Genomic DNA, 24,832 nt, shown 5'->3' with positions numbered 1-24,832 from the left:
CCTTGGCCTTAATACCAGCCTATCGCTCCAAACTGGTTCGCATCATGTTACTAAAGAGCAGCGGTTGGAACCCCGCCAGCAGCGTTGTCTTGATCGATTATCGGACCAGCAACTCCGCGAACTGCGGCGCTTCCAGACTGACGCAGCGCGGCGGTTTTCCGGTCTGACAATGCCCCCTTGTGTCTGATTACGCCCGCTAACGCTTGAGCTGCGCCGCCAGTTTGGGTAATGACGCTTCAGCGATGGAGAGGATTGATACAGGAAGTCCACTGGGAGAAATTCCCGTCCATTCCTGTCTTGCATCGAGTAGTTGTGGCGCTGTTCAGCCCCGTGCAGGACGGAAATGAACGATCGCCGCATAAACTGCGAGCGGAGCATGCTGCCGGCGCGTTACGCGCGGCTTCGACCCCGCAGGTTCGGAAACCCTCAGCGAACCGTGAATCGCTCTAGCACCGAGCGGTTGAGGCGAACGCCCAGGCCGGGGCCCGTCGGCACGGGGAGCTTTCCGTCCTTCAGATCCTGCCGTTCGCCCACCACCGGCTCGCAGAGCTCCGACCTCAGCGGATTGTCGTAATACATGCACTCATAGGTGAGGAACGTCTCGGCCGCGGCCGCTATGTGAAGGCTGGCGGCGGCGCAGATCGCGCCCGACAGGCCCATATGCGGCGCGAACGCCGTGTGGTGCGCGGCCGCAAGTTCCGCGATCCGCCAGGTTTCCGTGATGCCGCCGGAGCGGGCGATGTCCGGCTGGATCAGGCCGACGGAGCGGTCGTGCAGCCGCACAAGCGCCTCGCTTCCCACATAGTCGGCCTCGCCCGCGGCGAGCCGGATCGGCGAACGGCGCGAAAGAAGGCGGTAGCCCTCGCGGTCATGGGCGATGATAGGCTCCTCGAAGAAGAGGAAGCCCGCATCGACCAGCCCATGCGCCACGCGCAGCGCATCGTCCACGTCGAAGGCCCAGTTGGCGTCGGCATAGAGCTTGATGCCGTCGCCGACCAGGCGGCGGACGAAATGCGCCCTCCTGATCGCGTCCTCCACGGGCTGGCCGATCTTGATCTTGATCTCCTTGAAGCCCGCGTCGAGCACCAGCTGGACCTCCTTCTCGACCGTCGCCTCGTCGCTCCACGTCACGGAGGAGGCGTAGGCGCGCAGCTCCGTGCGGCCCATGCCGCCGAGGAGCCGGTGGACGGGCTGGCCGGCATGCTGGCCGGCGATGTCCCACAGGGCCATGTCCACCGCCGCGATGGCCTCGACGATCTGGCCGCCGGGCTGGCCGGAGATGGCGGCGCGCATCGCCTTCCAGAGCGCGCGGCGGTCGCGCGCGTCGCGGCCGACGATGCGCGGGGCAAGAAGCTGGTCCACGAAGGCGGCGTGTATGCGCGAGCTGATGCGGCAGAAGCCCTCCCCGAGCCCGACGATGCCGTCGCTCGTCTCGACCTCGACCACCAAGATCTCGGACACCTGATGCGCGCCCTTGGCAGAAAGCTGCGGCTGGGCGAGGCGGACGCTGAGCGGGTGGCTCCTGACCGCGGTGATCCTGAGCGGGCGATCCTCCGAATCCGGGCGGCTGGGTTGAGCGGCTGCGAGGTCTGACACCCTGATCTCCTTCTGCTCCGTGGCGCGCTCCTCCTACGGAAGGAGCAAATCTGTTACGACGATATATTACAGACATGTCCTGTCAAGCGCGTTCGGCGCGACGGCGGAAGTTTGAACCGGATAATCCACGATCGCGGCGAACATGCCCCTCGGCACACGGGATCGGCGCCATTTCGTCCCAACAATGAAGGTTTTGGCGGCTGCGGCCGCTTTTCCATGTGCCGATGGAAGGCGGAGAGACCGCGCCAAGTTGGTGTTACAAATCTGCCCAGATGGTTGACAGGTCTGAAACATCTTGCAAGAACAGTGGAGCGGAATGGAGGAAGCCAGTGAAACGACGGATTGAGATCTCGGAGCTGAGGAGCCAGCGCTGGTTCGATTCGCCAGGGATACGCTCCTTCAACGTGCGGACGCGCGCGCTGCAGATGGGCTATTCGCGCGAGGATTTCGAGCACAAGCCGGTGATCGGGATCCTGAACACCTGGAGCGACTTCGCCCAGTGCCATTCGCATTTCCCCCAGCGGGTGGAGGAGGTGAAAAGGGGCGTCTGGCAGGCGGGCGGGCTGCCGATGGAGCTGCCGTGCATGTCGCTCAGCGAGACGATGGTCAAGCCGACCTCCATGCTCTACCGCAACATGCTCGCCATGGAGGTCGAGGAGCTCATCTGGAGCCATCCGGTCGACGGCGTGGTGCTGATGGGGGGCTGCGACAAGACCACGCCGGGGCTCGTCATGGGGGCGGCGTCGGCCGGGGTTCCGGCCATCTATCTGCCCGCCGGGCCGATGCTTTCGGGCCGCTACAAGGGGCGGCTCCTGGGCAGCGGCAGCGACAACTGGAAGTACTGGGACGAGTACCGGGCCGGCAGGCTCAGCCAGCGCGAGTGGCACGACATGGAGGCGGCGCTGGCGCGCTCCCCCGGCCACTGCATGACAATGGGCACCGCCTCGACCATGACCAGCGTCGTGGAGGCGCTCGGCCTGACGCTGCCGGGGGCGGCGTCGATCCCGGCGGCCGATTCCGCGCACGCAAGGCTTGCCTCCGACTGCGGCCGGCGGATCGTGGACCTCGTCTGGCAGGGGACGAAACTCGAGGACATCGTCACGCGGGCGTCCTTCCTGAACGCGGTGACGGTGCTGATGGCGCTCGGCGGCTCGACCAACGCCGTCATCCACCTCATCGCCATGGCGGGGCGCCTCAGGGTTCCGCTTGCGCTCGAGGATTTCGACGCGATCTCGCGCCGGACGCCGGTGCTCGCCAACCTCCGGCCTTCGGGCAAGTACCTGATGGAGGACTTCTACTACGCGGGCGGGCTTCGCGCATTGATGCGGGAACTCGCGCCGATGCTCGATCTGTCCTGCAGCACCGTGAGCGGAAGGCCGCTGGGGGAGACCCTGGAGGACGCGGAGATCATCGACAGGGACGTGATCCGGCCGCTGTCCGATCCCATTCAGGCGGAAGGCGGGATCGCGGTGCTCAAAGGGTCGCTCGCGCCACGAGGCGCGGTGATCAAGCAGTCCGCCGCATCGCCCGAGCTTCTGCGCCATAAAGGGCGCGCGGTGGTGTTCACGGACCGCGACGACCTCGCCCGCCGGGTGGACGATCCGGAGCTCGAGGTGGAGCCCGACAGCGTCCTCGTCCTCCAGAACGCGGGGGCGGTCGGCGCGCCGGGCATGCCCGAATGGGGGGCGCTGCCGATCCCCAAGAAGCTGCTCGCGCGCGGCGTGCGCGACATGGTCCGCATATCGGATTCGCGCATGAGCGGGACGAGCTTCGGGACGTGCGTGCTTCATGTCGCGCCCGAAGCGGCACGCGGCGGGCCTCTCGGGCTGGTGCGGGACGGGGACCTCATCGAGCTCGACGTGCCGGCCCGCAGGCTCGAACTTTTAGTCGAGCCGGCCGAGCTGGAACGCCGCCGCGCGGAATGGGTGCCGCCGAAGCCCTTCTTCACGCGCGGCTACGGCCAGATTTTCATGCAGCATGTGCTGTCCGCCGACCAGGGCTGCGATTTCGATTTCCTCCTGGCGGGCGAACCCACCCCTGAGCCGAAGATCTACTGAAGGAGGACATCGGTGAAATCCGACGAAACTCTGTTCGCACTCCTCAGCCGCGCCTCCACTGCAAGCTTGACGGCCGTGCTCCTGCAGCACGGCATCTCGCGCGCGTTCATGTATGGCGTCGCCCCCCTGCCCCATTCGCGCCCCCGCGTGGTGGGCAGAGCCTTCACCATGCGCTCGGTCGCCGTCCGCGAGGACATTCTCGCCACGGATCGCCAGCGGCCTCCCGAGGTGAACCTGCAGCGGCGGGCGGCCGAAGAGTGCCCGCCGGGGCACGTCCTCGTCATCGATTGCCGTGGAAATGCGTCTGGCGCGAGCGGAGGGCTCATCCTGTTCGAGCGCATGCGGATGCGCGGCTGCGCCGGCGTCGTGTCGGACGGCGGGGTGCGCGACGCCCACGATATCGTGGCGACCAAATTCCCCGTCTATGCGAAGGCCGTGTGTCCGCCCAACAGCCTCGTGGCGCACCGCTTCGTTGACCTGCAGGTGCCGATCACGTGCGGCGAGGTCGCCGTCTATCCCGGAGACATCATCGTCGGCGATCCCGACGGCGTGGTCGTCGTGCCGGCCGCCCTCGGGGAGGTCGTCGCCGAGGAAGCCGCGATGATCGAGGAGAAGGAGGAATTCATCCTGCGCAAGATCCGGTCGGGCGCCAGCATCTTCGGCACCTACCCCCTCTCGGGAGATGCGCTCCGCGAATTCGAGACGACGCGCAAGCGGAGTTGAGATCGCAACCGGGAGGCGCTGGAGCGGCCCGGATCTCCGGCTTTCCGTATTCACGGAAGGCTCGTTTCATTTCCCCGCATTGTTGCCCTAACGCAGCGACGTATCTGCCGGACAATCACAGCATCGTCCAGCCAGCCTTGGTCAGGCGGCGCCGCAGCACCTCGCTCGCCAGGCCGATGCCGATCACGACAACCGCAATTGCAAGGCCCGGCAAAGTGGCGATCCACCAGGCAGTGTCGAGGTAATTGCGCCCCTGGGAAATGATCCGACCCCAACTGGTGACGTCGGACGGCGTGCCGATGCCAAGGAAGCTCAAGGCCGCCTCGGCCAGGATCAGTTCACTCACTTCCGCCGTGATGACGACGAGGAGCGGCGCATAGAGGTTCGGCGCCACGCAGGTCGACAGCACCTTCCAGAGCGGGAAACCCGAAACCAGAGCGGCCTCGACATAGCCCTGCTTGCGCGCACGGACGGTGATGGCGCGCGAGAGCCGGGTGATCATGGCCCAGCGCGTGATCGCCAATACCAGGATGACCGAAATGAGGCTCGGCGTCAGGAAGGCTGCCAGGAAGACGGCGATCAGGATCGAGGGGAAGGACAGCTGGACGTCCACGATCCGCATCATGAAGGAATCGAACCGCCCGCCGATCCAGCCGGCGGCAACCCCGAGAACCGCCCCGAACGCAGCCGAAATGAGCGCCGCGCTGAGCGCGATGAAAAGGGAGGTCTGAGCGCCTTCGATCACCTGCCGAAACACGTCCCTGCCAATCTGGTCGGTGCCGAAGATCGCAAGCGAACCGTCCTGCAGGACCGAGAACGGCGGCAGGAGGCGGGCGCGCGTGTTCACCCGGGCGGGCGCGAGTTCAACCGTCGCGAAAAACCAGATGCCCAAGGCAATGACCAGGAGGGCAAGCGCGAGCCAAAGCCAGCGCGTCTGCCAGGCATCGCTTTCCGAAACCGGCGCTGCAGACTGGGTCATGTGCGAAACCTCGGGTCGATACGCCGATAGGCGATGTCAACGATGAGATTGGCCGTGACGACCATCACGGTGATCACGATGATGCACCCCTGGACAACCGGATAATCGCGCCCGTTGATGGAGCGCACGAGCAGTTCACCCAATCCCGGCCAGCCGAATACCGTCTCCACGATGGCCGCGCCCCCGAGCAGCTTTCCGAACTGGACGCCCATCACGGTCAGCGCCGGGATGATGGCATTGCGCAGGACATGGCGGCGCAGCACGGCGCGGTGGGACAGTCCCCTCGCACGCGCGAGTGTAATGTAGGGCGCGTTGAGGACGTTCAGCGTCTCGTTGCGCATGAGACGCAGATTGAGCGCGGCGAGCGGCAAGGCGAGCGTGACCGCCGGCAGGATGATCGAGGACGGCCCGACGAAGCCCGCACTGGGCAGCAGATGCAGCCAGCGGGCGAAAACGAGGATGAGGACGATGCCGACCCAGAAGTCCGGAAGGGACAGGGCCACGAACGAGCCCCCCGTCGCCACCCGGTCAAGAGGGCGATCCTGCCGCACGGCGGACATCATGCCGAGCGGCACCGACACGAGCATGATCAGCACCATCGTGACCGTGGCAAGCAGAAGGGTCTCAGGCATTCTGCCGAGCACGATCTGGGCGACCGGAATGCCCTGCGTGATGGACTGGCCGAAATCGAGCCGCAGCGCCTTCCAGACATAGATGGCCAATTGCTCAAGAAGCGGCCGGTCGAGCCCGAATTCCGCCCGCGCGGCCGCAATCTGCTCCGGGGTGGCGTATTCGCCGATCAGGATCAGAACCGGATCACCCGGCGCAAAGCGGACCATGACGAACGTCGCCACCGCAGCGATCATGACCGTGAGGATGGCGGTGAGCAGGCGCTTCAGAACGTATCGCCACATTATGCGATCACCTCCTCCTGCGGACGCCGGAAAAACCAGGCGCCGTGCATGAAATTTGGCCGAAGCGGATCACCACCAACCTCCTGCAACGCTTGCCGAGCGGTCCGACATGCGCGCCTCGCGCGCCGACGCTCCGGCTGCAAGCAGCGAGCCGCGATCGGTCAGCCGCGGGGCGGCAGCGATGAGAAGCCGCGTGTAGTCTTCGCGCGGATTCGACAGAATCTGCTCGGCCGACCCCTCCTCGACGATCCGGCCCTGCCGCATCACGACGATCCGATCGGAAATCTGGCGCACCACGGCGAGGTTGTGCGAGATGAACAGAAGAGCCTGCCCCTCCGCCTTGAGCCGCGCGAAAATCGCAAGCACCTGCGCCTGAACCGACACGTCGAGCGCCGAGGTCGGTTCATCGCAGATCAGAAGACGCGGGCGTGCCGCGAGCGCACGGGCGATCGCGATCCGTTGCCGCTGGCCGCCGGAAAAGGATTGCGGATAGCGGTCGAGAGCGTCCGCGCCGAGCCCTACCTCGGCCAGGAGCCTGGCGGCCGCGTCACGCCGCCCGTCCGCCGTCAGCTCGGGCCGGGCGAGCAGCAGCACATCCGCGAGGTTGCGCCATATCGTCTGGAACGGGTTGAGCGTAGACGTCGGGTCCTGGAAAATCATCTGCACCCCGAGTCTCGCTGCGGCCCCCCTCTGAGGGGGGACCTCCCGGCCGTCTATGAGGATGCGCCCGGCGCTCGGCCGCTCCAGGCCGACCACCGCACGGGCAAGCGTGCTCTTGCCGCTCCCCGACTCTCCGACGATGCCGACAGCCTCGTGCGGCGCCAGGCGCAGCGACACGCCTGCGAGCGCGTGCACGGTCCGAGCGACCTGGCCGGAAAGGTCGGGCACTTCGAACCGCACGGAAAGGTTCTCGATGGCGAGCAGGGAGGAGGTCATACGCGGCTATCCGGACAAAGGATTGAGGCAGCGCACCAGGCGGCCGGAGCGAAGCGGGGCGATCGGCGGCACGCTGGTCCCACACGCCGGAAGGGCGCGCGAACAGCGTGGGCGGAAGGCGCAGCCTTCCATCATCGCACCGAGGCTGGGCGGCGCGCCCGGGATCGCCGCCACCGCTCCCGACCGACCTTCCAGATCGGGCACGGACGCAAGCAGCCCGGCCGTATAGGGGTGCGCCGGCGCCCTGCACAGGCGTTCCGTCTCACCCTCCTCCACGACGCGCCCGCCATACATCACCACCACGCGATCGGCGATCTGATAGACCACGCCGAGGTCATGGGTAATGAGGAGGACAGACATGCCCATGGAACGCCTGAGGTCATCGATCAGCGCAAGAATCTCGGCCTGAACCGTCACATCCAGGGCCGTGGTGGGCTCGTCCGCAATGAGCAGGGCGGGCTCGAGCGCGACCGCGCCTGCGATTACGGCCCGCTGCCGCATGCCGCCGGAGAAGGAATGCGGATAGTCGAGCGCCCGGGAGGCCGCGGAAGGGATCCGGACGAGGTCAAGCAACCGGACCGCCTCGCGCTGCGCAGACTTCCAGTCGAGTCCGCGATGGGTCACGAAAATCTCGGCGATCTGGTCTCCGACCGTCATCGTCGGATCGAGCGCGGTCGAGTGGTCCTGCATGACGTAACCCACCGTCGTACCGCGCAACCGGGCGAAATCCCGCTCGTCCAGAGACGTCAGGCTCTCGCCCGCCACGTCCAGCCGCTCCACGGAAACATCGTAGATGCGGCTGTCGAGGAGCCCCAGCAAGGCGGAGGCCGTCAGGCTCTTGCCGCTGCCCGATTCGCCGATCAGGGCGGATACGGTTCCACGCTCGCAAGCAAGCCCGACGCCTTCCACCAGCCGCAGCGGCGCCTCCCTGTTGCCGGCCGCAATCGAGAGCCCCTCGAGGGTCAGGACAGGCGTGCGGCTCGCCACCTCTGAAAGAACTCGCGATCGCACCATTCAATCCGCGATGGATACGTTGCGGAAGTGTGGGGCATAGATGGCCGACAAGTCGAGTCCCTTGACGTCCCGCCGATTGGCGTAGACCGCCTTGAGCTCGGCCGGGAAGATCCCCACGGCGTCGTTCCAGATGATCTCGCCCGCGCGCTTGTAGAGCTCTGCCCGCTCCGCCTGGTCGACGGATGTACGTGCGCGCATCAGGATCTCGTGCAGTTCGGGGTTTACATAGTTGTTCTCTTCGTTGACGCCGCCCGGCGAGGCATAGAGTCGGCCGAGCGTGTAGTCGGCGTCCTCCGTGAAGGTCGGGTTGGTGGCCATCATCATGTCCCAGTTGAGCGCACGGAAATCGTCGGTGAAGACGGCGTGCTCGAGCTGCATCGGACGGATATCCACGCCGATCTCGCTCCAATAGGCGGAGAACGTCTGGGCGATCTGGTCGATGGAGGACCCAAAGTTCACCGAATATTTGAGCTCTGCCGAGAACCCGTCCGCATAGCCGGCTTCGGCGAGGAGCTGCTTGGCCTTCTCGGGATCGTACGCGTAGGGCTGCTGCTCGGCCCAGCCGAATACGGTGGAGGCGATCGGCGCCTTGGCCAGCGTGCCCGTCACGGGCAACAGATCTTTCACCACCTGTTCGACGTCGACCGCATGCCAGAGCGCCCGGCGCACGCGTGCATCATCGAACGGCTTCCGGCCCGCATTGAACCAGCTGTAGAGGTAGAACACCGATGGCGCGAGCTGGACTTCGACATCGTTGCTGTCCTGCAGCACGCCGAGCTGGTCGTCGGGGATGTTCCAGGTGACGTCGATTTCGTCGTTAAGCAGCGCGGTGATGCGACCGGACAGTTCTGGGATGTTGACGATGCGCACCCCCTCGAGCGCCGGCGCGCCGTCCCAGTAGTCCGCGTTCGCCTCCAGTGCCAGCGTCTGGCCGGGCGTGAAGCTGGCCACGCGGAAGGGCCCGCTTCCCGGCAGTTGGACAGCCGCGCCGTATTCGCCGCCCGCAGCCTCGATCGCCTCGGAGGGCGCGATCTGGAGGAAGGAAAGATTGCGCAGGAAGGGACCCACCGGCTCCGTCAGCTTGATTTCGACGGTCGTGGGATCGACGGCCTGCACGTCTTCGAGCTGGCCCCACAGGCGAGCGAGCCCCCCGGGGCCGCCGGCCTGGCGCTTCAACGTGGCCACCACGTCCGCCGCGTCGAAAGCGGAGCCGTCATGAAACTTCACCCCTTCGCGCAGGTTGAACCGCTAGGTGCGTTCGTCCACCTGCTCCCAATCTGTCGCCAGGCGACCAACCGGTTCGCCATCCTTGAACTCGACCAGCGGATCGAAGATCTGCCGCACCGCCATGATGGTGTCGCGCAACACCGAATTCGGGCCATGCGGATCGATGTCCGTCACGGCGGCGGACGATGCGACCCGAAGCACCTCAGCCTGCGCCATCGCGCCGAATCCAAGAAGTGCAATCGCCGCGGTCGTGGCCCTCAACATACCGATCATTGGTTTCCTCCCGATGCTCATCTGCTAGACTGATAACAACACGCGCGGATGATGCACAGATTGGTTCAGTCTGTCAAATCCTGAAGCGTAGAAACCTTGACAAATCCGTTTCGAACTTACATATCTGTAATAAAGAGCCTGACCATGAGCGCAGCGGACGAGACACAAATTGGCTTTCAAGCCTCGACGACGGAGACGGGCGGGCCCCTGCGGCTGACGGAGTTCGTGCATCGTACGTTGCGGGACCGCATCAGCGGCGGCCAGTACCCCCGGCGCACGCGCCTGCCCTCGGAACGCGAGCTCGCCATCGAGTTCGACGTCTCCCGTCCCGTCGTGCGGGCGGCCTTGGCGAAGCTGAGGGAAGCGGGTCTCGTCGAGTCGATAAAGGGCTCCGGGACCATCGTTCTGCGCGAGCCCGCCTTGCGGGGCCCCCAGGCCAGTTATTCGGGCGCCACCGTCCGCGATCTGCAACGGTGCTTCGAGTTCAGGCTGCTCATCGAGGGCGAGGCCGCCTTCTTCGCCGCCCGGCGCGCCACGGAGGCGACGCTCGAACACATCCGGAAGGGGCTCGACGCCTATGACGAGACCATAGCGCGGGGCGAGGACCGGCCGGGGGAATCCTTCGAGTTCCATCGCAGCGTGGCGCAGGCCTCGGACAACCCGTACTACGTCAGCGCTCTGGACCTCATGAACAACGAACCGGCCTTCAGGATCTACCTGGGGCGCTCGGTCGGCAACCCGTCGGCAGGCGCGCACGTGGCCAAGGTGGCGGCCGAGCACCGTCGGATTTTCGAGCTCATCGCCGCCAAGGAGGCGGAGGAGGCGCGGATCGCGATGCGCGCTCATATCGAAAGCGCGCGCGACAATTTCATGGAGTGCCTCCCCCTCGCCGGTTCTCCTTCAACGAGCTGATCCGTACGGCCAGTCTCGCCGAGCGCCTTGGGGGCTTCATAATGGGCAGCAGCGCACGCCGCTGCCGACGCATATTGCGCCGGTTGCGGCGGGAGCCACGTGCACTCTCGGTGACAATCTGATAGGCGGGTCCGGAAGCTATGCGGCCGCTTCCACCGCCCGCTGGTTGACGCCGCCTTCGCCCAGCCGACATGGCCGATGAAGACCTCGCATTCAGGCCCAGGCAGATGCCGGATCGCATCGAGCAGGACGCTGATCGTATCGTCGGAGAGCTCGCCGAAATCATGGCTTTTGGACCATGCGGAGTTCGACCTCGCGGTGTGGTCCCACTACGCCTCGGGAGGCAGGACGCCGCTGCCGGGGCCGGGCAGGAAGCGCGAGGAGGCTGGGTATGCAAGGGCTGCATGAACGGAGACAGGAAGGCGAGGCTCTGCCTCGCGCTTCGAGGCGGCCCTGCTGGCCGCGAGGCGCCATTCTGAACGCGACGAGCAGGTCTTCGCCGACGCGCTCGACTTCCTTAGGAGCGACCCGTCCGCGTTCGACAGGGAGAACCTGGCCCGGCATTTCACCGGTTCGGCGCTCGTGGTTGATCCCACCCGGACGCTCGTGCTGCTCACGCTTCACGCCAAGCTCGGGCGCTGGCTGCAGCTCGGAGGGCATTGCGACGACATCCGCGATCCCTTCTTCGTAGCCTGGAAGGAAGCCTATGAGGAATCAAGCTTCTTCAGCTTCGCGTTCTCCTCCTCCAGCGCCTTCAGTCGCTTGGCCTCCGACACCTCCATGCCGCCATACTTCTTGCGCCATGTGTAGAACGTCGCATCGGAGATGCCGTGCTTGCGGCACAACTCAGGCGCAGACAGTCCCGCCTGATGCTCTTTCAGGATGCCGATGATCTGCTCTTCCGTGAACCTGGATCGTTTCATTACCCGTCTCCTCTTTCAGGGAACAGGCTAACCTCAAAACGAGGACTTTCCAGGGGAGCAGGTCACTTCTTCTTCCAGTTGAAGTAGGTCGCCTGGCCGATCCCCGCCTTCCGGCAGATCTCCACCACCGTCGTCCCGTCCTCACCCTGCTTGATGATGAACGCCTTCTGCGCGTCCGTGAACTGCGATGCCTTCATCGCTTCCGCTCCTCTCCCAGCCAGGAAATGGCGCGGAAAACTCTAACCCGATTCGAGGGCATTCTCGGGAGGCAGACCACTCCATGCCGAATGAACATCATCACTCAGCTTTGCTGGTAAAACGCAACTGCCCCCTCGGGCCGAATGTTCGTGAGAGTGCCCCTGTAATGGCGAAGCTCGTAGGGTTTATATGGATATTTGCCGCACGCTTCTTCATCGATATCTACACCCAGCCCCGGCGCGGTCGGTATGGACATCATTCCATCCTTGAACGATACGCTTTCTCTGACAACTTCTTTGCGCCAGGGAACATCGGTAAACATTGTTTCAAGCCACGAAAAGTTGCCGGTAGAGGCAGCGAGATGTAGCGTCATTGCATTAGCGATTGGTCCAATTGGGTTATGTGGGCAAATGGGAATATAGCGAGCCTGGGCAATCGAGGCGATTTTCTTGGCTTCCAAAATACCTCCGACATGGGAAATATCAGGTTGAATGTAATCTGCAGCACCTTGATCTAGAAGTTCAGTGAATCGGCCAGGGTCGAAGTAGCGTTCTCCCGTCGCGATCGCGACCGGAGATTTCGAACGCACTTCCGCGACAGCACCTATATTTTCGGGAGGTATAGGCTCCTCAAACCACGTGATTCCGAAAGGAGCAATATCGCGGGCAACATCGATGGCTGTAGGGACATCGAATCTTCCATGCCCCTCAATCATTAGATCAATGCCGGGTCCCACCGCCGAACGGACCGCCTCGACGATTTCGATACATGCTAGACGTTCTGCCCGGCTCATGGTGAGGTAGTGACTGCCGAACGGATCCCATTTTAATCCGAGAAACCCAGCTTCTACAGCAACCTTCGCTTTTTGCGCAAATTCGTCGGCTGTCTTGGCACCCGTGAACCAGCCATTCGCATAGCATCTAATCCGATCGCGGTGCGCACCGCCCAACAATTCGTAAACCGGAACACCGAGCGCCTTGCCTTTGATGTCCAGCATCGCTGCTTCCACCGCTGCAACAGCGCTCCTCAAAACTGGTCCTGATCGCCAATAGGAGTCCCGGTTCATCATCTCAACGTGGTGATCAACCTGAAATGGGTTCTTTCCAATCAGGTAGTCCCCCAACCGTTCAATTGCCGTGGCAACTGTCAATTCCTTCATTTCCAGTGTGCCTTCACCTACGCCATAGATGCCGTCATCGGTACCGAGTTTTACGAACACATAGTTCGCGCGATAGGCATCGACCACGAAGGTCTTAAGCGATGAAATTTTCATATCTGGTCCTTTGGAACTGGCGGTTACGCAAGCTGCGCGAGAAGATCGTCGCGCGCAGCGCGGCAGTGCTGATCGGAAATCTTTACCGCTTTTTCCAAATCAGCCTCCCTCATGGCGGCTACTAAGGAGTCATGCTCCTCGATGATCTGTGCCACTCTGGTGGGGCCAAACCCGAACCGTAGTCTCAGCGCAAAGATCAGGTCCCAGCCGCGATTAAGTATTCGGATCGCTTCGGGGTTGTCGCCGGCCTGGTTGATAATGGTGTGAAACGCTGAGTTGCACCGTAGCATCTCGCTGGCGTTATTACTCGCCGCAGCACGCTTATAGTCTTCAGACGCATTCTCAAGTCGCTTAAGATGGTCCGCGCGAAAATTGCTCATGGCATGACTGAGCAGCATCGCTTCAAGGACTCTGCGGATCTCGTACATGTCATAGATAAACTTGGAATCGACATTTCGAATTACAGCGCCGCGATGGGCCGAAATTTCCAAAAGCCCTTCACCTTCCAATTGGTAGAGTGCCTCGCGAACGGGCATCTGGCTGGTTCCATACCTCATCGCTATGTCGGCGATTTTCATCCGCTCTCCTGGATGGAGGTTTCCAGCGAGTATGTCATTCCTGATCAACGACTTTACTCGGCTGCTGGATGTAAGGCCGTCCACTTCATCGGTCGATCTTTTCCGGGACTTGTTATCGGCGGTCATTCACAATATCCCTTGGAATCTCTCCCCGACGCACACGTTTAATGTTCTCACAAATACTTTGCCAGCGCCGGTCGAAGGTCCCATCAGTTCGGCCGGAGGCGTGCGGCGTCATAATCACGTTGTCTAGTTCGTGGAATGGAAAGCGAGATGGATAGATGAACTCATTCTCACTAGTCGGATAGTTATACCAAACATCTATAACTGCCTTGCGAATCGCGCGACTTTTCAAGGCCAAGAAAAGTGATTCTTCATCCACAACCCCTCCCCTGGCCACATTGATCAACATCATGTGCGAACGAGCCGCCTCGAACCATGCCTTGCCGACCATCCCTACTGTTGCATCAGTTAGGGGGACGGTGACTACAAGATAGTCCACTCTCTTCAAGAAGTTCATCCAGTCCGCGGTCATCCAAGCCATGCTGAGCGGTCCGGACGAAGTATCAGGTATACCAGAAGACCATCTAGATAGTGCGTGGACATCCATGCCCAGAGCATGAGCGCGAACAGCTATTTCCCTGCCTACTCCGCCATATCCGAGGAGACCGACCGTCCTCCCGTACAGTTCTGCATGTCGCGGACCTTTGATCCAGGCCTTTTGGGACCATTTCCCGTCCTCAAAGGCCTGGGGCATGCCGCTCATCCCGATGGCGTCATCGAGCATGGCACAGCATACATATTCGGACATTGGAATTTCATGGCCTACCGCAACAGCAAGAAAGGCGCCATCGGGGACGGCGGAGATATCAATTTTTTCAATCCCGGCCGAGGGACTTTGCAAAAGCTTACACCTTGGCGCTGGAGGAAGCGTCGCATCAAAAAAATTGGAAACTATAACATCAGCGTCAATGAAAGCAGAAGCAACCTCACGGTTTGACGCATCGTCAGTTAAAGCCATTACCTCGTAGTCATGGCCGAGCAGATTAATGACTCTTTCCCTCTGTAGTGACGGATAATCTCCGAATAGAACAATCTTCATAAGACTAACTCTCCCTACGTCGTAAATGGTTGATTGATTTTCGAATTAGTGGCCAAAAACAAGTCAGCATGGCAATTACGAGAAGACTGGCCGCGACCGGTTGCGTCCATAGTGGTTCATAGGAACCACGCGAGGCCATCAACCCCGAACGAAGAGACGATTCCGCAATAGGAGCTAGGATAAATCCGATTGAGAACGGACCTAGCGGTAATCTGAGCAATATCATGATATATCCCAAGGCCCCAGAACCTAGCATAACCCACACGTCAAATAGACGATTGTTCACGGCGAAGGAGCCCACAATACTAAGGATCATTACTGCCGGCATGACATATATTCGGGGTATGTTTACAATTCTTGCAACCCATGGGCTCGTAATAGACATGAGAGTGAACATTACGAAGCTGGCTACAAGCATTGTCCAGATGATTCCCCACGCATATTCGGGATTATTTGCGAAGAGAAGTGGTCCCGGCGTCACCCCGTGCAGGATGAGGGCCGCAAGTAGTATGACATCCCCAACACTTCCTGGAATTCCAAGCGTAATAACGGGGATGAGACCACCGCCGATGTTGGCGCTGTTCGCTGCCTCCGAAGCGACAATACCGTCGTCAATGCCAGACCCGAACTCTTCAGGGTTTTTCGAACTGTTTTTTGCAAATGAATAGGCGACCAGAGAACCGATTGTGGTTCCAAGGCCGGGGAGAACTCCGATCCAAGTACCGATAACAGAAGATCGAATCAAATTTACCGCCTGTTCCTTTATGGTTGCAAGTTTCGGGAGCGTAACTCCAACCGAATTAGACATGCGCGGTTGATCGGCGATTCGCAGGCAATCTTGAATTACCTGGCTTATTCCGAACAAACCGATCAACACCGGAAGGATGTGGAACCCACCCGACATCTGCTGGTAACCAAAATTAAGTCTCAGTTGCGCCGATACCGGATCGATCCCCGGCAGCGCGAAGAGCATGCCCAACAAGCCTGCCATCAAAGCCCTGACCATCGAACCTTCGCTGAGTGAACTGATCAGAACCAACGCCATCATCACCATGGCGAAGTAGTCAAAATGGTTGAACTGGAGCGCAAAAGCGGAAAGGAGAGGAGCAAAAGAAACCAGAATAATCCAAGAGATTACGCTTCCAACGAGGGAAGCGAAAATACCGAGACCGAGCGCCCTTCCCGCATGGCCTTTCCTGGTCATCGGATAGCCATCCCAAGCGGTAACAAGATTTGCCGGCGTGCCTGGAATATTGAGGATAATCGCGGTTATCAGTCCGCCGGCGACTACACCAACATAAATTGAAACCAGGAGTACAATCGCGCTATTGCCGGACATATAGAACGTGAGTGGCAGAGCCAATGCAAGCGTCATGCCCCCCGACAGGCCTGGGATCGCTCCCATGACAACACCGACCGCAACCCCGATAATAACCAGAAATAATGCCTGGAGCTGGAACAGCGCGAAAAGTGCTTCCCACATACTGACCTACCTTAATGGAACAGCGAGAAGCTGGGTCATGGCAAAATGAACACCAACAGACATCGCCGCTGCAAAGATGAGTGTAGGGATCAATGGCGGCAGCTTGAAACCATTGAGAATGGTGACACCGGCAACCGAGATGATAAAAGCGACAGGTCGATAACCGGATATTCCGACCGACATCACAATGACACCAAGAACGCTCAGACTAAGGAATGCTATTGTACGTCCAACGTAAAGCATATCTCCGCTATCGCTGCCTGATTGGTCTTCTTCCTCAACTTCTTCATTGGTGCCTGCCGCGTTGAACCCATGATTGAAAAAACTCCAGGCCACGGCGAAAATCGACAGAGCGATCAGGGTGTAGGCTATAATGTTTGGCAAACTGCCGGGTCCCAGGGGCTCCCATCGGGGCTGCGGCAAATCCGCAGCCCCCCAGAGCGCCACCGCGGCGATGGTTGAAACAAAACCACAGAGGAGGAGAGCTTCTTGAAACGAAGCTCTCCTCCTTTTCTGACGCTTGTCAGTTGGGCTGGAGATCATAGTCAGCAACTAGCTTTTCAATACGCCCAGCCACTTCGCTTACGTAAGCCTGTAGTTCTTCACCCCTAGAAAATACCGGTTCAATAAACCTATTTTTGAACTGCTGGAGGATCATTTCATCTTCCATCGCCGCCTCAAGTGTGTCGGCAAATGTGTCGATCACATCCTCGGGAGTGCCTGCCGGCATCCACCACATATGATTCAATTCGGATTTCGCATCATAACCGAGCTCCACTGTCGTAGGTACGTCAGGGAGTGCTGCAACGCGTTCATCAGACATTACAGCAAGCGTTCTAAAGTCTCCCGACTCTATATATCCCACAACGTCCGAAGGGACGCTAAAGATCACGTCTACATGGCCACCGAGCAAAGCCGTAACCCACTCAATACCGCCAGGGTAGTGCACGGGCGCAAACTCGACCCCGCCAGCCTCTGCCGCAATCAAGGACGTCAAATGGCCCAGCCCGCCAATATTGACTGCGGTGACCAACTCTCTCTCGGCGGCCTCTTGGTAGAGTTCCTCTAGCGTTTCAATTCCTGAGTCTGCACGCACCGTTATCGTGTAGACATCTCGCCCCGTTTGCGCCACAGGTACCAGCGAGCGGTATCCCAAATCAAACACGCCCAGAGCGGAAGCTGTAATCATCGCTTCGTGCATCATAAGTACGGTCTGCCCGTCGGCAGGGGAAGTGGCTACTTCGCGAGCACCAAGTGCCGTCCCTCCGCCAGGCATGTTCAGTATGACGAACGGTTCTCCCATTTTGTCGCCGACTGCCTGCTGGAAAAGCCGTGCAACGATATCAGAAGCTCCTCCCGCTACCGATGGGACGACGATGTTGATAGGCCCTGAAGGGTAATTCTGCGCTGCGACGGGACTAGCCCCAAGAAGCAGCGAGAGCCCTAGGATCAACGGTAGCTTCATATCCAATTCCTCCATTTTTGATCATCGTATCTCTATTTTGATCAAATTCGGCTGTCAAGCTGCATATCAGAAATCCCCGGTGATCCTCGCTAAAGCGTTACAGGCCTCACACGACGCCGCCCGGCACGCCCTGTCTACACGCCGGATCTCTTCATCGTCGATGAAGAGCAACATCGTGCTTTGCTCGTCGACATGAAGCGATCGCTTGCCTCCTATCCGGAGCGCAGGCTCGACAGCTTGCGCCGACGCATGATGGCAGCAGCCCTGATCGCCGCCGACTGGCTTTACATTGAGGGTGGGATCGCAGGCGTCACATCGGTCGAGGTTGCCATCATCGATGGTTCAAGCGAGCGGCGCGACAGGGCGAATGGGATCTTCGCCCTCGACGAGATCGGCGAGCTGATCGACGTCGAGGTTGCCGGAGACGCCATGCTGTCACTGCGGGCAAAGTTTGCCCAACGCGTCCAGGAGGAGATCGGTGCTGCCTGTTTGCGTGCGATCGGCATCAAGACGACAAGGGGCTCGGGCGGCTGCGAGGCGGGGGTAGGCAACGAGGGCCTCACTGACACCAAAGAGATCGGTGAGCGGCCCGCAGCCATCAATGAGAGTGATTACCGAGATTCCGGCATCAGTGCTGATGCCGAAGAGAAGGGGTACTTCAGGCCCGGCGCCGATGAGCTTCTTCTTGAGGCGAACGGCGAGGGCGATGGAGGTTCCGGACCAATAGGGACAGCTCGACAGCAACCAGAGACGACAGGCGGGCCGGACATGGCGCCAGCGGCGATAATCGGCTTTGCGCGGCGGCCACACGCTGAGAAAGTTATGATACATTAATATACGAGCAGAGAGAATGATTCCGACATGGCAAAGGTATATTCCTACATCCGTTTTTCCACGCCTGAGCAGGCGAGGGGCGATTCCTTGCGACGGCAAATTGAAGCAGCCGAAGCGTGGTGCAAAGAGCGTGATCTTGCTTTGGATGACACACTTAGCGACTTAGGCCTTTCAGCTTATGACGGCGCGAACCATACTATCGGGGCCCTGCGAAGATTCCTCGATCTAGTAGAATCTGGCCAGATCGACCGCGGCTCTTATCTCATTGTGGAAAGCTTGGACCGTCTTTCTCGCGAGACTGTTATTGACGCTGCATCTCGGCTTCTTGACTTGATTCGAGCCGGCATCACAGTTGTCACTTTATCCGATGGCCAGGAGTACTCTGCCGAACGTCTCCGAGGTGACTGGACACCGCTGATCATTTCACTAGCCGTTATGGCACGCGCTCACGACGAGAGCCGCATAAAATCCGAGCGTGTCGGCCAAGCGTGGCGAAGAAAGAAAGAAGCGGCCCGTTCCGAAAAGAAGCCACTAACCCGGCGCTGCCCGGAGTGGCTGCAGCTTGTTGACGGGAGATTTATTGAACGGCCTGATCGCGTGGCAATTGTGCGTCGGATATTTCAGGAGACAATTGAGGGAGCAGGCCGACGAGAAATTGCCCGCCGTCTGAATGCGGAAGGTATCCCGCCTTTTCGGGGCAAAAATGGGTGGCAGACGTCGAGTATCGCGAAGATCATCGAGAGTCGAGCTGTGTTAGGTGAGTATCAGCCCCACAGTGGCACTCACAAGGCGCGGAACCGAAAACCGGATGGAGACTCCATTTCGGATTACTATCCATGCATCATTGACGAGCAGACGTTCTGGCGGGCGCAAGCTGCTGTTCAAGAGCGACGGAAGGATGCGTCTGGGAGAAAAGGAAATGTTGTCCATTTGCTTCAAGGACTGGGGCGTTGCGGTATCTGCCGCAGTCCGATGCACATCGTCAATAAGGGACGCCTCCCGAAAGGAGGCGTCTATCTTTGCTGCTCTAGCAACCTAAGAAACACGGGCTGCACCAATTCGCGCCGATGGCGTGTCGAGAAACTGGAAGTGGCTGTCTTGACCGGATTGGGTTTCCTTGAAGTCGGCGCGTTCGCTCCCTTAGATGAGGATGCTTCCAAGGCAACTGATAAAGTTGCTGCTCTTCAAGCGGAGCTAGCCGATGCCGAGGAGCGGCGCAAACGTCTTCTTGCCCTCGTCGAGACAGGTGATGACGCAGCCGTCGAACGCTTCACGGCAGTGGCAAATGAAGTCAAGGCTTTGAGAAAAAGACTTCGCAAGGCTGAGGAAGAGGCATCGAAACTCGCCGCAGACCCAGGGCTCGTTCGACGCCTCACTGACGTGGCAGACCTCACTCGGCGAATCGAAAGTTCATATGACCCAGAAGGTCGAAGAGCCCTCAGGATTCGGCTTTCCAATCTTATTCGGGGTTTGATTGAACGTATAATTTGTCGCCCTGACATTGGTGCCGTCATGGTTCTGAAACCGCGTCTTGGGCCGCGCTTCTTGGCGGGGGTGGCACCCTTCGCTTGTCGGGGAGAGAAAGGTATTTGGACAATGCTTCTTGAGGCGGAAGCTGATAAACAGACGGTGGATTTATTTTTTAGCTTGTCGGCAGACACCTGGGAGTGGAAGCAGGACTGATCAGATAAGAGTGGAGTTCCTACGCAGCACCTAATCTGCCGCCAGAATCATCCATAGCCAATTACGATCCTCCATTTGGATGCCGCGTCCCCGTGATCGGTTGGGAGACGAGCGAGCAGCTTCGTCATCGACAGCGACAGTACCCGACAAGTTCTGGTCTGCCTCCCGAGAATGCCCTCGAATCGTGTTGGAATTTTCCGCGCCATTTCCTGGCTGGGAGTGGAGCGGAAGTGATCAAGGCATCGCAGTTCACGGACGCGCAGAAGGCGTTCATCATCAAGCAGGGTGAGGACGGGACGACGGTGGCGGAGATCTGCCGGAAGGCGGAGATCAGCCAGGCGACCTACTTCAACTGGAAGAAGAAGTATTCCGGCATGATGCCGTCGGAGATGAAGCGGCTGCGCGAGCTTGAGCAAGAGAATGCCCGGCTGAAGAAGATCGTGGCGGACCTGACGCTCGACAAGGAGATGCTGCAGGACGTCATCAGGCGAAAGCTCTGAGGCCTGGCCGGAAGAGAGCGCTGGTCGACGCGCTGCGTGCCGAATGGGCCATATCGATCCGCCGAGCCTGTGCGGCGATCCGGTTTGACCCGAAGACGTATCGGTACAAGTCGCGCCGTCCCGGTCAGGCCGCTCTGGAACAGCGGATCAAGGAGATTTGCCAGACCCGCGTACGCTTCGGCTACCGGCGCGTGCATGTCCTGCTGCGGCGGGAGGGCTGGGCCATCAATCGGAAGAAGACCTACAGGCTCTACAAGGAGTTGGGCATGCAGCTGAGAAACAAGACGCCGAAGCGGCGGGGGAAGGCGAGGCTGCGCGAGGAGCGTGCTGAGGCTGTCGGCCCGAACGATGTCTGGGCCATGGACTTCGTGCACGACCAACTCGCCACCGGCCGCAAGATACGGGTGCTGACGGTGGTCGACACCTTCTCGCGCTACGCGCCGGCCGCAGACCGCCCCTCTCATTCCGCTCATCCGCAACCTGGCAGATACGGGAGACTACAGGAGACGTCAGATGGTGATGTTCGAACCTCATTCCCGCAAGCAGAGCGAGGTCTTCGACCTGGAGCTCGAGCGGCTTTCCAATATCGTCTCGGACATGCACCGGATCCGGGAAGGCATTCCGGTGGAGGAGCTTGCGGGGAAATCTCCCCCATTCCTTGACAACTGGTCCCGCTCCGAGCGACCCGCATCCTGTCTCGTGGGGTCCTGCAGCGGCCATCCGAGGCTCACCGGAACGGGCAGGCTGATCGTCACCTCGGATCTCTGGCTGATGTCCTCGGACGGGAAATGGGCGCGGACCCTCTCGCGCTGGTATCGTCTCGGAGACCCGGTGCCGTCGTCTTCCCCTTCCTCTGCTTCTTCCGACACTGGACCTTCCGCTTCATCTCACCCGCATCCGGATGGGGAAGGAGGGCGATCGCACTGAAGGAGACGGCACTGCGCGAGAACAAGGAGACGCCGACGCCGCATTGCATCGGCCTGCCCGAAGCAGCCGTAGCTGCCTCGGCGCAGCATCGCGGCGGGCGGTGAGTTATCGGAGGGTTGGTCAATGTAGGTGGGGCGACAGTTGTAACGATAAAGGTCGGCTTGGCTGATGCGACAGCCAACGCTTCTCCTCTTCATGTCGATTCAGAATCGGAGGCAGGCGATTCAGGAGCCGGGGAATTCGATTCAGGGACTGCGTGCCAGCGATTCAGCTCTCGAGGCACGCGATTCAACGCTCCGGACGGGCGTTGCAGTGCGACAGCCATCTACTGAACAAGCGAGCACGACGACGCCGTGCAGGCAATGTGAGGTGACGTGCCCGCACGTCATCTCAAACCGATATGCATTGAGACAATTTACGTTAATCCGATTCAGAACCCGAATCTCTGCCAGCGATTCGAGGCACCTGACGGTCGATTCAAAGCTCTGGAAAAGCGTTACATCGCGGACGGCGTGTGCATTGGGGAGAGGAGGGGGACGCGGTTGCAGCGGCTGCGTGCGGCCTGGGAAGCAGCGTGGAGGAGCGCCGAGACGTCGGACATTTCCCAACAGCCCAAGCGGAAGAAGAGGCCGATGAAGCGGGCGGTCTAGGCGGCATAAGAAGAGAGGCGTCAAACAAGCGACGGCTTTAGGCGGGTGACATCTCAAGCGGCTGAAGAAGTCAGCGGCTGGCGTGAGAAAGGATCGAGCAGGTCGGAACCAGATCGAAGTCGGATGGTTCGCGATTGACCCGTGGGGGTGGCGTCGAGGCCAGTCTTGTCCGGCTTCAGTGGGATTGTGAGCAGCTTCGTCATTGACAGCGGCAGTACTGAGCACGTTCCGGGATCGGGCCCTGCCTCGACGTCTGGGCGTCTTTGGAGTGCCCGCTTCCTCCATCAGACGCCGCCTGAGCCGCCTGAGCCGCCTGCGCTGATGAGCAGGGTCTCTGTCGGCATCCTCAGCCGCCCGCGTTGCAAACTTCGTTTGCGCTTCTAAGGACGCTTTCTCTCCCCATTACTCCCTGAAACGCCGTTTGTTGGGCGAGCGATTCAGAATTCTGGAAAAGCGATTCAGGTTGCTCGGAGGAAACGAGGTGAAACGACGTCCCTGGTGCCACCATCGCCTACGTATTGTCGTGCGTGAGCAAGTTGGCGACGGTTCCTTCGAGTTCTGCCCTGCTACAGCAGCAACGACTGCGCTTCCTCGTCCTGCGGCAGGACCGGGGCGTCCACAACGGTCAGCATGTCGTCGGGCAGGGGACGCTGCAGGGCCTTTGCCTCCTCCCAAGGCGCCGTCAGCCATGTCTCGATCTCGGGCGTGACCTCCGACCCGTGTCCTCTACCTCAACCGCTATCCCGCGCAGCGGGTTCTTCGGCCATTGTCGGTCGATCAGGATTGTATCCGCTCTCCTGGTATCGGACGGACGGCTTCCAAATGGACCGCCCGTCCCGAGGTTTCAGCGGGCCGTCATACCCCCGTCCACAGGGTAGTTAACGCCGGTCAGGAACTTGCCGCGCTCCGATGCAAGCAGTACCACGACCTCCGCGATGTCTTCGGTAGCTCCGATGCGGCCGAGCGGGACATATTGATTCCACTCATCGCCCGAGATCGGAAACTGCTTACGCAGTTCATCGGAGTTCGGCGTCGATATGGGGCCAGGAGTCACTACGTTGACCCGAATGCCTGTGCTCCCAAGCTCTACGGCGAGCGTGCGGGAATAATAGTCCAGCGCAGCCTTCGCCGCGCCGTAGTGCACGGAAAAGGGGAATGGCATCGTCGCCGCCGAAGACGAGATGTTCACGATCGATGCGGCATTGGAAGCTCTCAGCGCCGGGAGCGTGGCGTTCGTCAAGCGCACGGCGGCAAGAAGGTTGAGCGCCAGATCATGCTGCCACTCTTCATCGGGGATGGACTCGGTGCCGCCCAGAAACGCTTTGGAACCACCCGCATTGTTCACGAGGATGTCGAGGCCACCAAGGGCCGTCAGTGCCTGTTCGGCGATCGCCTTGACGCCTTGGTTCGTACTAACATCCCCGGCGATGAACGTCGCTGATGCCGGGATGTCGTCGGTGCGCGAGCGCCCGACCACAGCGACCGCCGCTCCTGCATCAAGAAAGCGCTGGGCAATTGCCGCGCCTATTCCTCGCGTGCCACCGGTGACGAGCGCCTTGCGGCCTTTGAATTCCTGCGAGAGATCGAGCTTGTTGGACATGCTGGTTCCTTTCGTCGAGAAAACGCGCTATATCGGAGCGCCGCTCCATATATGCGGAGCAGTGATCCGTTTATCAAGGAGTGCCATGCGGGCCGACGCAAAAAAGAACTATGATCGCCTGCTGGCGACCGCTCGCGAAGCGATAGCCGAGCATGGTGCAGACGCTTCGCTGCGCGATATTGCACGTCGAGCGAATGTCGGGCTTGGCACCTTGTACCGTCACTTCCCGACACGGGAGGCATTGCTCGAAGCGCTGCTTCGCGCAAACCTCGACGAGCTGACGCGACAGGCCGAGCGGCTCGAAACATCAGATGCACCTGATGTCGCGCTCACTTCGTGGTTTCGCGCCGGCCTTGCCTTTACCCGAACCTATGGGGGCGTCGTCTCGCTGATGGCGGCCGCGCTCGAGGATCCCGATTCCGCACTCCACAAATCATGCACGGACGTCCGTTCAGCGGGCGCGCGACTTCTCCAACGTGCCCAGGCCAAGGGGCTGGCACGAGCCGACATAGACGGAACCGACCTCTTCGCTTTGATGGGCGCGCTTGCTTGGGTAGGCGATCAACCCGCCTTTTCCCGGCGCGTGGATCATCTTGCGGAGATCATCGCCAATGCCCTTCTGGAGAGGTAAGCCGGACGGCCAATCGTCCGATGGCAGTGGATATTGTGGGCGCGCGCTGGAGCATTCGGTTATCGACGGCTATGCTTTGATTGTCCTGAATTGGTCGGTGCCGGCGCAAATTTCGCTCGACCCCTATTCAAACATCCGCGCCTATATGGAGCGGCTGGAAGCGCGTCTGGCAATCCGCCGTGTGCGTGAAGCCGAGGGGCAGATTTCCTGGTAGGCGTGCTGTCAACGGCGGTGCAAAATCCGGCCACGCGGCGGCGCAAAACCAGGCCAGGTGGCAGTGGCCTGCGCCATGGCGCGCGCGCTTACCAATAGCTGGCGCGTGCCATGGCGCATTGGCCTCTTTGGGCCAAAACG

At 60.7% G+C, this 24,832-nt stretch carries 22 protein-coding genes and 4 pseudogenes; 9 read left to right on the top strand and 17 right to left on the bottom strand.

Annotated features, from left to right (window positions below; translation table 11 throughout):
• Positions 1-426 precede the first annotated feature (426 nt).
• Positions 427-1,596, bottom strand: a complete 1,170-nt coding sequence (locus CHEJ32_RS0100135) for a mandelate racemase/muconate lactonizing enzyme family protein (RefSeq protein WP_051469269.1) — start codon at positions 1,594-1,596, stop codon at positions 427-429.
• A 329-nt stretch (positions 1,597-1,925) separates the two neighbouring features.
• Here CHEJ32_RS0100135 and araD point away from each other — a divergent pair, with 329 nt between their 5' ends.
• Together araD and CHEJ32_RS0100125 are read left to right on the top strand one after the other, a co-directional pair.
• Positions 1,926-3,653 carry an L-arabinonate dehydratase gene (gene araD / locus CHEJ32_RS0100130; RefSeq protein ID WP_028032018.1) on the top strand — a complete coding sequence of 576 codons (1,728 nt, stop codon included), beginning with the start codon at positions 1,926-1,928 and terminating at the stop codon, positions 3,651-3,653.
• A 12-nt stretch (positions 3,654-3,665) separates the two neighbouring features.
• On the top strand, positions 3,666-4,376 hold the full coding sequence (locus CHEJ32_RS0100125; RefSeq protein WP_028032017.1) for a hypothetical protein: 711 nt from the start codon (positions 3,666-3,668) through the stop codon (positions 4,374-4,376).
• Positions 4,377-4,491: 115 nt separating this feature from the next.
• Here the strand turns inward: CHEJ32_RS0100125 and CHEJ32_RS23510 are convergent, their stop codons facing one another.
• The 6 genes from CHEJ32_RS23510 to CHEJ32_RS26030 form a co-directional block, all read right to left on the bottom strand.
• A complete protein-coding gene (locus CHEJ32_RS23510) occupies positions 4,492-5,355 on the bottom strand; it encodes an ABC transporter permease (RefSeq protein ID WP_051469268.1) in 864 nt (287 codons plus the stop codon).
• Positions 5,352-6,269, bottom strand: a complete 918-nt coding sequence (locus CHEJ32_RS0100115) for an ABC transporter permease (RefSeq protein WP_028032016.1) — start codon at positions 6,267-6,269, stop codon at positions 5,352-5,354. Before CHEJ32_RS0100115 ends, CHEJ32_RS23510 begins: the two co-directional genes overlap by 4 nt.
• Positions 6,270-6,338: 69 nt before the next feature.
• A complete protein-coding gene (locus CHEJ32_RS0100110; protein WP_028032015.1) occupies positions 6,339-7,205 on the bottom strand; it encodes an ABC transporter ATP-binding protein in 867 nt (288 codons plus the stop codon).
• 6 nt (positions 7,206-7,211) lie between these two features.
• The gene (locus CHEJ32_RS23505) at positions 7,212-8,216 is read right to left on the bottom strand and encodes an ABC transporter ATP-binding protein (RefSeq protein ID WP_245260905.1); all 1,005 of its coding nucleotides are present in this window, start codon (positions 8,214-8,216) and stop codon (positions 7,212-7,214) included.
• Between the two features lie 3 nt (positions 8,217-8,219).
• Positions 8,220-9,458 (bottom strand): ABC transporter substrate-binding protein, encoded by a 1,239-nt coding sequence (locus CHEJ32_RS23500; protein WP_084032626.1) that lies wholly within the window; start codon positions 9,456-9,458, stop codon positions 8,220-8,222.
• A gap of 9 nt (positions 9,459-9,467) precedes the next feature.
• The gene (locus CHEJ32_RS26030) at positions 9,468-9,719 is read right to left on the bottom strand and encodes a hypothetical protein (RefSeq protein ID WP_051469262.1); all 252 of its coding nucleotides are present in this window, start codon (positions 9,717-9,719) and stop codon (positions 9,468-9,470) included.
• A gap of 144 nt (positions 9,720-9,863) precedes the next feature.
• On the opposite strand from CHEJ32_RS26030, the gene CHEJ32_RS23495 reads away from it, so the two are divergent.
• A complete protein-coding gene (locus tag CHEJ32_RS23495; protein WP_051469259.1) occupies positions 9,864-10,631 on the top strand; it encodes a FadR/GntR family transcriptional regulator in 768 nt (255 codons plus the stop codon).
• A gap of 716 nt (positions 10,632-11,347) precedes the next feature.
• Here the strand turns inward: CHEJ32_RS23495 and CHEJ32_RS23490 are convergent.
• From CHEJ32_RS23490 to CHEJ32_RS0100050, 8 genes and pseudogenes are all read right to left on the bottom strand, one after another.
• Positions 11,348-11,554: pseudogene (locus CHEJ32_RS23490) on the bottom strand (transposase); the annotation flags it as partial.
• A gap of 65 nt (positions 11,555-11,619) precedes the next feature.
• Positions 11,620-11,751 (bottom strand): annotated as a pseudogene (locus CHEJ32_RS0100080) (transposase); the annotation flags it as partial.
• 104 nt (positions 11,752-11,855) lie between these two features.
• Complete coding sequence (locus tag CHEJ32_RS0100075; protein WP_028032012.1) at positions 11,856-13,025, bottom strand: mandelate racemase/muconate lactonizing enzyme family protein; 1,170 nt, start codon at positions 13,023-13,025, stop codon at positions 11,856-11,858.
• Positions 13,026-13,048: 23 nt separating this feature from the next.
• Entirely contained in the window at positions 13,049-13,729 is a 681-nt protein-coding gene (locus tag CHEJ32_RS0100070; protein ID WP_084032625.1) for a GntR family transcriptional regulator, read from the bottom strand.
• On the bottom strand, positions 13,716-14,705 hold the full coding sequence (locus CHEJ32_RS26520; RefSeq protein WP_084032624.1) for an NAD(P)-dependent oxidoreductase: 990 nt from the start codon (positions 14,703-14,705) through the stop codon (positions 13,716-13,718). Before CHEJ32_RS26520 ends, CHEJ32_RS0100070 begins: the two co-directional genes overlap by 14 nt.
• A 4-nt stretch (positions 14,706-14,709) precedes the next feature.
• Complete coding sequence (locus tag CHEJ32_RS0100060) at positions 14,710-16,188, bottom strand: tripartite tricarboxylate transporter permease (RefSeq protein ID WP_028032010.1); 1,479 nt, start codon at positions 16,186-16,188, stop codon at positions 14,710-14,712.
• Positions 16,189-16,194: 6 nt separating this feature from the next.
• Positions 16,195-16,731 carry a tripartite tricarboxylate transporter TctB family protein gene (locus CHEJ32_RS0100055; RefSeq protein ID WP_028032009.1) on the bottom strand — a complete coding sequence of 179 codons (537 nt, stop codon included), beginning with the start codon at positions 16,729-16,731 and terminating at the stop codon, positions 16,195-16,197.
• Positions 16,712-17,653 (bottom strand): tripartite tricarboxylate transporter substrate binding protein, encoded by a 942-nt coding sequence (locus CHEJ32_RS0100050; protein ID WP_028032008.1) that lies wholly within the window; start codon positions 17,651-17,653, stop codon positions 16,712-16,714. Before CHEJ32_RS0100050 ends, CHEJ32_RS0100055 begins: the two co-directional genes overlap by 20 nt.
• Positions 17,654-17,845: 192 nt before the next feature.
• Here CHEJ32_RS0100050 and CHEJ32_RS0100040 point away from each other — a divergent pair, with 192 nt between their 5' ends.
• The 4 genes and pseudogenes from CHEJ32_RS0100040 (at position 17,846) to CHEJ32_RS26510 (ending at position 21,701) form a co-directional block, all read left to right on the top strand.
• Positions 17,846-18,487, top strand: a complete 642-nt coding sequence (locus tag CHEJ32_RS0100040) for a hypothetical protein (protein ID WP_156936561.1) — start codon at positions 17,846-17,848, stop codon at positions 18,485-18,487.
• A 27-nt stretch (positions 18,488-18,514) separates the two neighbouring features.
• Positions 18,515-20,170, top strand: a complete 1,656-nt coding sequence (locus CHEJ32_RS26015; RefSeq protein WP_051469253.1) for a recombinase family protein — start codon at positions 18,515-18,517, stop codon at positions 20,168-20,170.
• Between the two features lie 233 nt (positions 20,171-20,403).
• A pseudogene (locus tag CHEJ32_RS26515) lies at positions 20,404-21,122 on the top strand (IS3 family transposase); the annotation flags it as partial.
• A gap of 336 nt (positions 21,123-21,458) precedes the next feature.
• The gene (locus CHEJ32_RS26510; protein ID WP_084032622.1) at positions 21,459-21,701 is read left to right on the top strand and encodes a hypothetical protein; all 243 of its coding nucleotides are present in this window, start codon (positions 21,459-21,461) and stop codon (positions 21,699-21,701) included.
• Between the two features lie 1,112 nt (positions 21,702-22,813).
• Here CHEJ32_RS26510 and CHEJ32_RS27590 read toward each other — a convergent pair.
• Together CHEJ32_RS27590 and CHEJ32_RS0100015 are read right to left on the bottom strand one after the other, a co-directional pair.
• Positions 22,814-22,948, bottom strand: a pseudogene (locus CHEJ32_RS27590) (SOS response-associated peptidase); the annotation flags it as partial.
• A gap of 143 nt (positions 22,949-23,091) precedes the next feature.
• Positions 23,092-23,847: an oxidoreductase gene (locus tag CHEJ32_RS0100015; RefSeq protein WP_028032004.1), complete on the bottom strand. Its 756-nt coding sequence runs from the start codon at positions 23,845-23,847 to the stop codon at positions 23,092-23,094.
• 85 nt (positions 23,848-23,932) lie between these two features.
• Between CHEJ32_RS0100015 and CHEJ32_RS0100010 the strand changes: the two genes are divergently transcribed.
• Together CHEJ32_RS0100010 and CHEJ32_RS0100005 are read left to right on the top strand one after the other, a co-directional pair.
• Positions 23,933-24,478 carry a TetR/AcrR family transcriptional regulator gene (locus CHEJ32_RS0100010; RefSeq protein ID WP_028032003.1) on the top strand — a complete coding sequence of 182 codons (546 nt, stop codon included), beginning with the start codon at positions 23,933-23,935 and terminating at the stop codon, positions 24,476-24,478.
• Positions 24,459-24,692, top strand: a complete 234-nt coding sequence (locus CHEJ32_RS0100005) for a hypothetical protein (RefSeq protein ID WP_028032002.1) — start codon at positions 24,459-24,461, stop codon at positions 24,690-24,692. The genes CHEJ32_RS0100010 and CHEJ32_RS0100005 overlap by 20 nt, the downstream gene beginning before the upstream one ends.
• Positions 24,693-24,832 lie beyond the last annotated feature (140 nt).

This window comes from Chelativorans sp. J32 (genome assembly GCF_000518985.1).
Taxonomy (GTDB): domain Bacteria; phylum Pseudomonadota; class Alphaproteobacteria; order Rhizobiales; family Rhizobiaceae; genus Chelativorans.
The sequence above is the reverse complement of the archived record's forward strand: the minus strand, read 5'-3'. Positions and strand labels throughout refer to the sequence as shown.

Bases quoted from the DNA above. Each gene is read 5' to 3' on its own strand.
- CHEJ32_RS26030 (WP_051469262.1), bottom strand. From the start codon at position 9,719: ATGATCGGTATGTTGAGGGCCACGACCGCGGCGATTGCACTTCTTGGA.
- CHEJ32_RS0100010 (WP_028032003.1), top strand. From the start codon at position 23,933: ATGCGGGCCGACGCAAAAAAGAACTATGATCGCCTGCTGGCGACCGCT.
- CHEJ32_RS26520 (WP_084032624.1), bottom strand. From the start codon at position 14,705: ATGAAGATTGTTCTATTCGGAGATTATCCGTCACTACAGAGGGAAAGA.
- CHEJ32_RS0100070 (WP_084032625.1), bottom strand. From the start codon at position 13,729: ATGACCGCCGATAACAAGTCCCGGAAAAGATCGACCGATGAAGTGGAC.
- CHEJ32_RS0100050 (WP_028032008.1), bottom strand. From the start codon at position 17,653: ATGAAGCTACCGTTGATCCTAGGGCTCTCGCTGCTTCTTGGGGCTAGT.
- CHEJ32_RS0100075 (WP_028032012.1), bottom strand. From the start codon at position 13,025: ATGAAAATTTCATCGCTTAAGACCTTCGTGGTCGATGCCTATCGCGCG.
- CHEJ32_RS0100005 (WP_028032002.1), top strand. From the start codon at position 24,459: ATGCCCTTCTGGAGAGGTAAGCCGGACGGCCAATCGTCCGATGGCAGT.
- CHEJ32_RS23510 (WP_051469268.1), bottom strand. From the start codon at position 5,355: ATGACCCAGTCTGCAGCGCCGGTTTCGGAAAGCGATGCCTGGCAGACG.
- CHEJ32_RS26510 (WP_084032622.1), top strand. From the start codon at position 21,459: ATGGGCGCGGACCCTCTCGCGCTGGTATCGTCTCGGAGACCCGGTGCC.
- CHEJ32_RS0100115 (WP_028032016.1), bottom strand. From the start codon at position 6,269: ATGTGGCGATACGTTCTGAAGCGCCTGCTCACCGCCATCCTCACGGTC.
- CHEJ32_RS0100055 (WP_028032009.1), bottom strand. From the start codon at position 16,731: ATGATCTCCAGCCCAACTGACAAGCGTCAGAAAAGGAGGAGAGCTTCG.
- CHEJ32_RS0100060 (WP_028032010.1), bottom strand. From the start codon at position 16,188: ATGTGGGAAGCACTTTTCGCGCTGTTCCAGCTCCAGGCATTATTTCTG.
- CHEJ32_RS26015 (WP_051469253.1), top strand. From the start codon at position 18,515: ATGGCAAAGGTATATTCCTACATCCGTTTTTCCACGCCTGAGCAGGCG.
- CHEJ32_RS0100040 (WP_156936561.1), top strand. From the start codon at position 17,846: ATGAAGCGATCGCTTGCCTCCTATCCGGAGCGCAGGCTCGACAGCTTG.
- CHEJ32_RS23495 (WP_051469259.1), top strand. From the start codon at position 9,864: ATGAGCGCAGCGGACGAGACACAAATTGGCTTTCAAGCCTCGACGACG.
- CHEJ32_RS0100110 (WP_028032015.1), bottom strand. From the start codon at position 7,205: ATGACCTCCTCCCTGCTCGCCATCGAGAACCTTTCCGTGCGGTTCGAA.
- CHEJ32_RS0100015 (WP_028032004.1), bottom strand. From the start codon at position 23,847: ATGTCCAACAAGCTCGATCTCTCGCAGGAATTCAAAGGCCGCAAGGCG.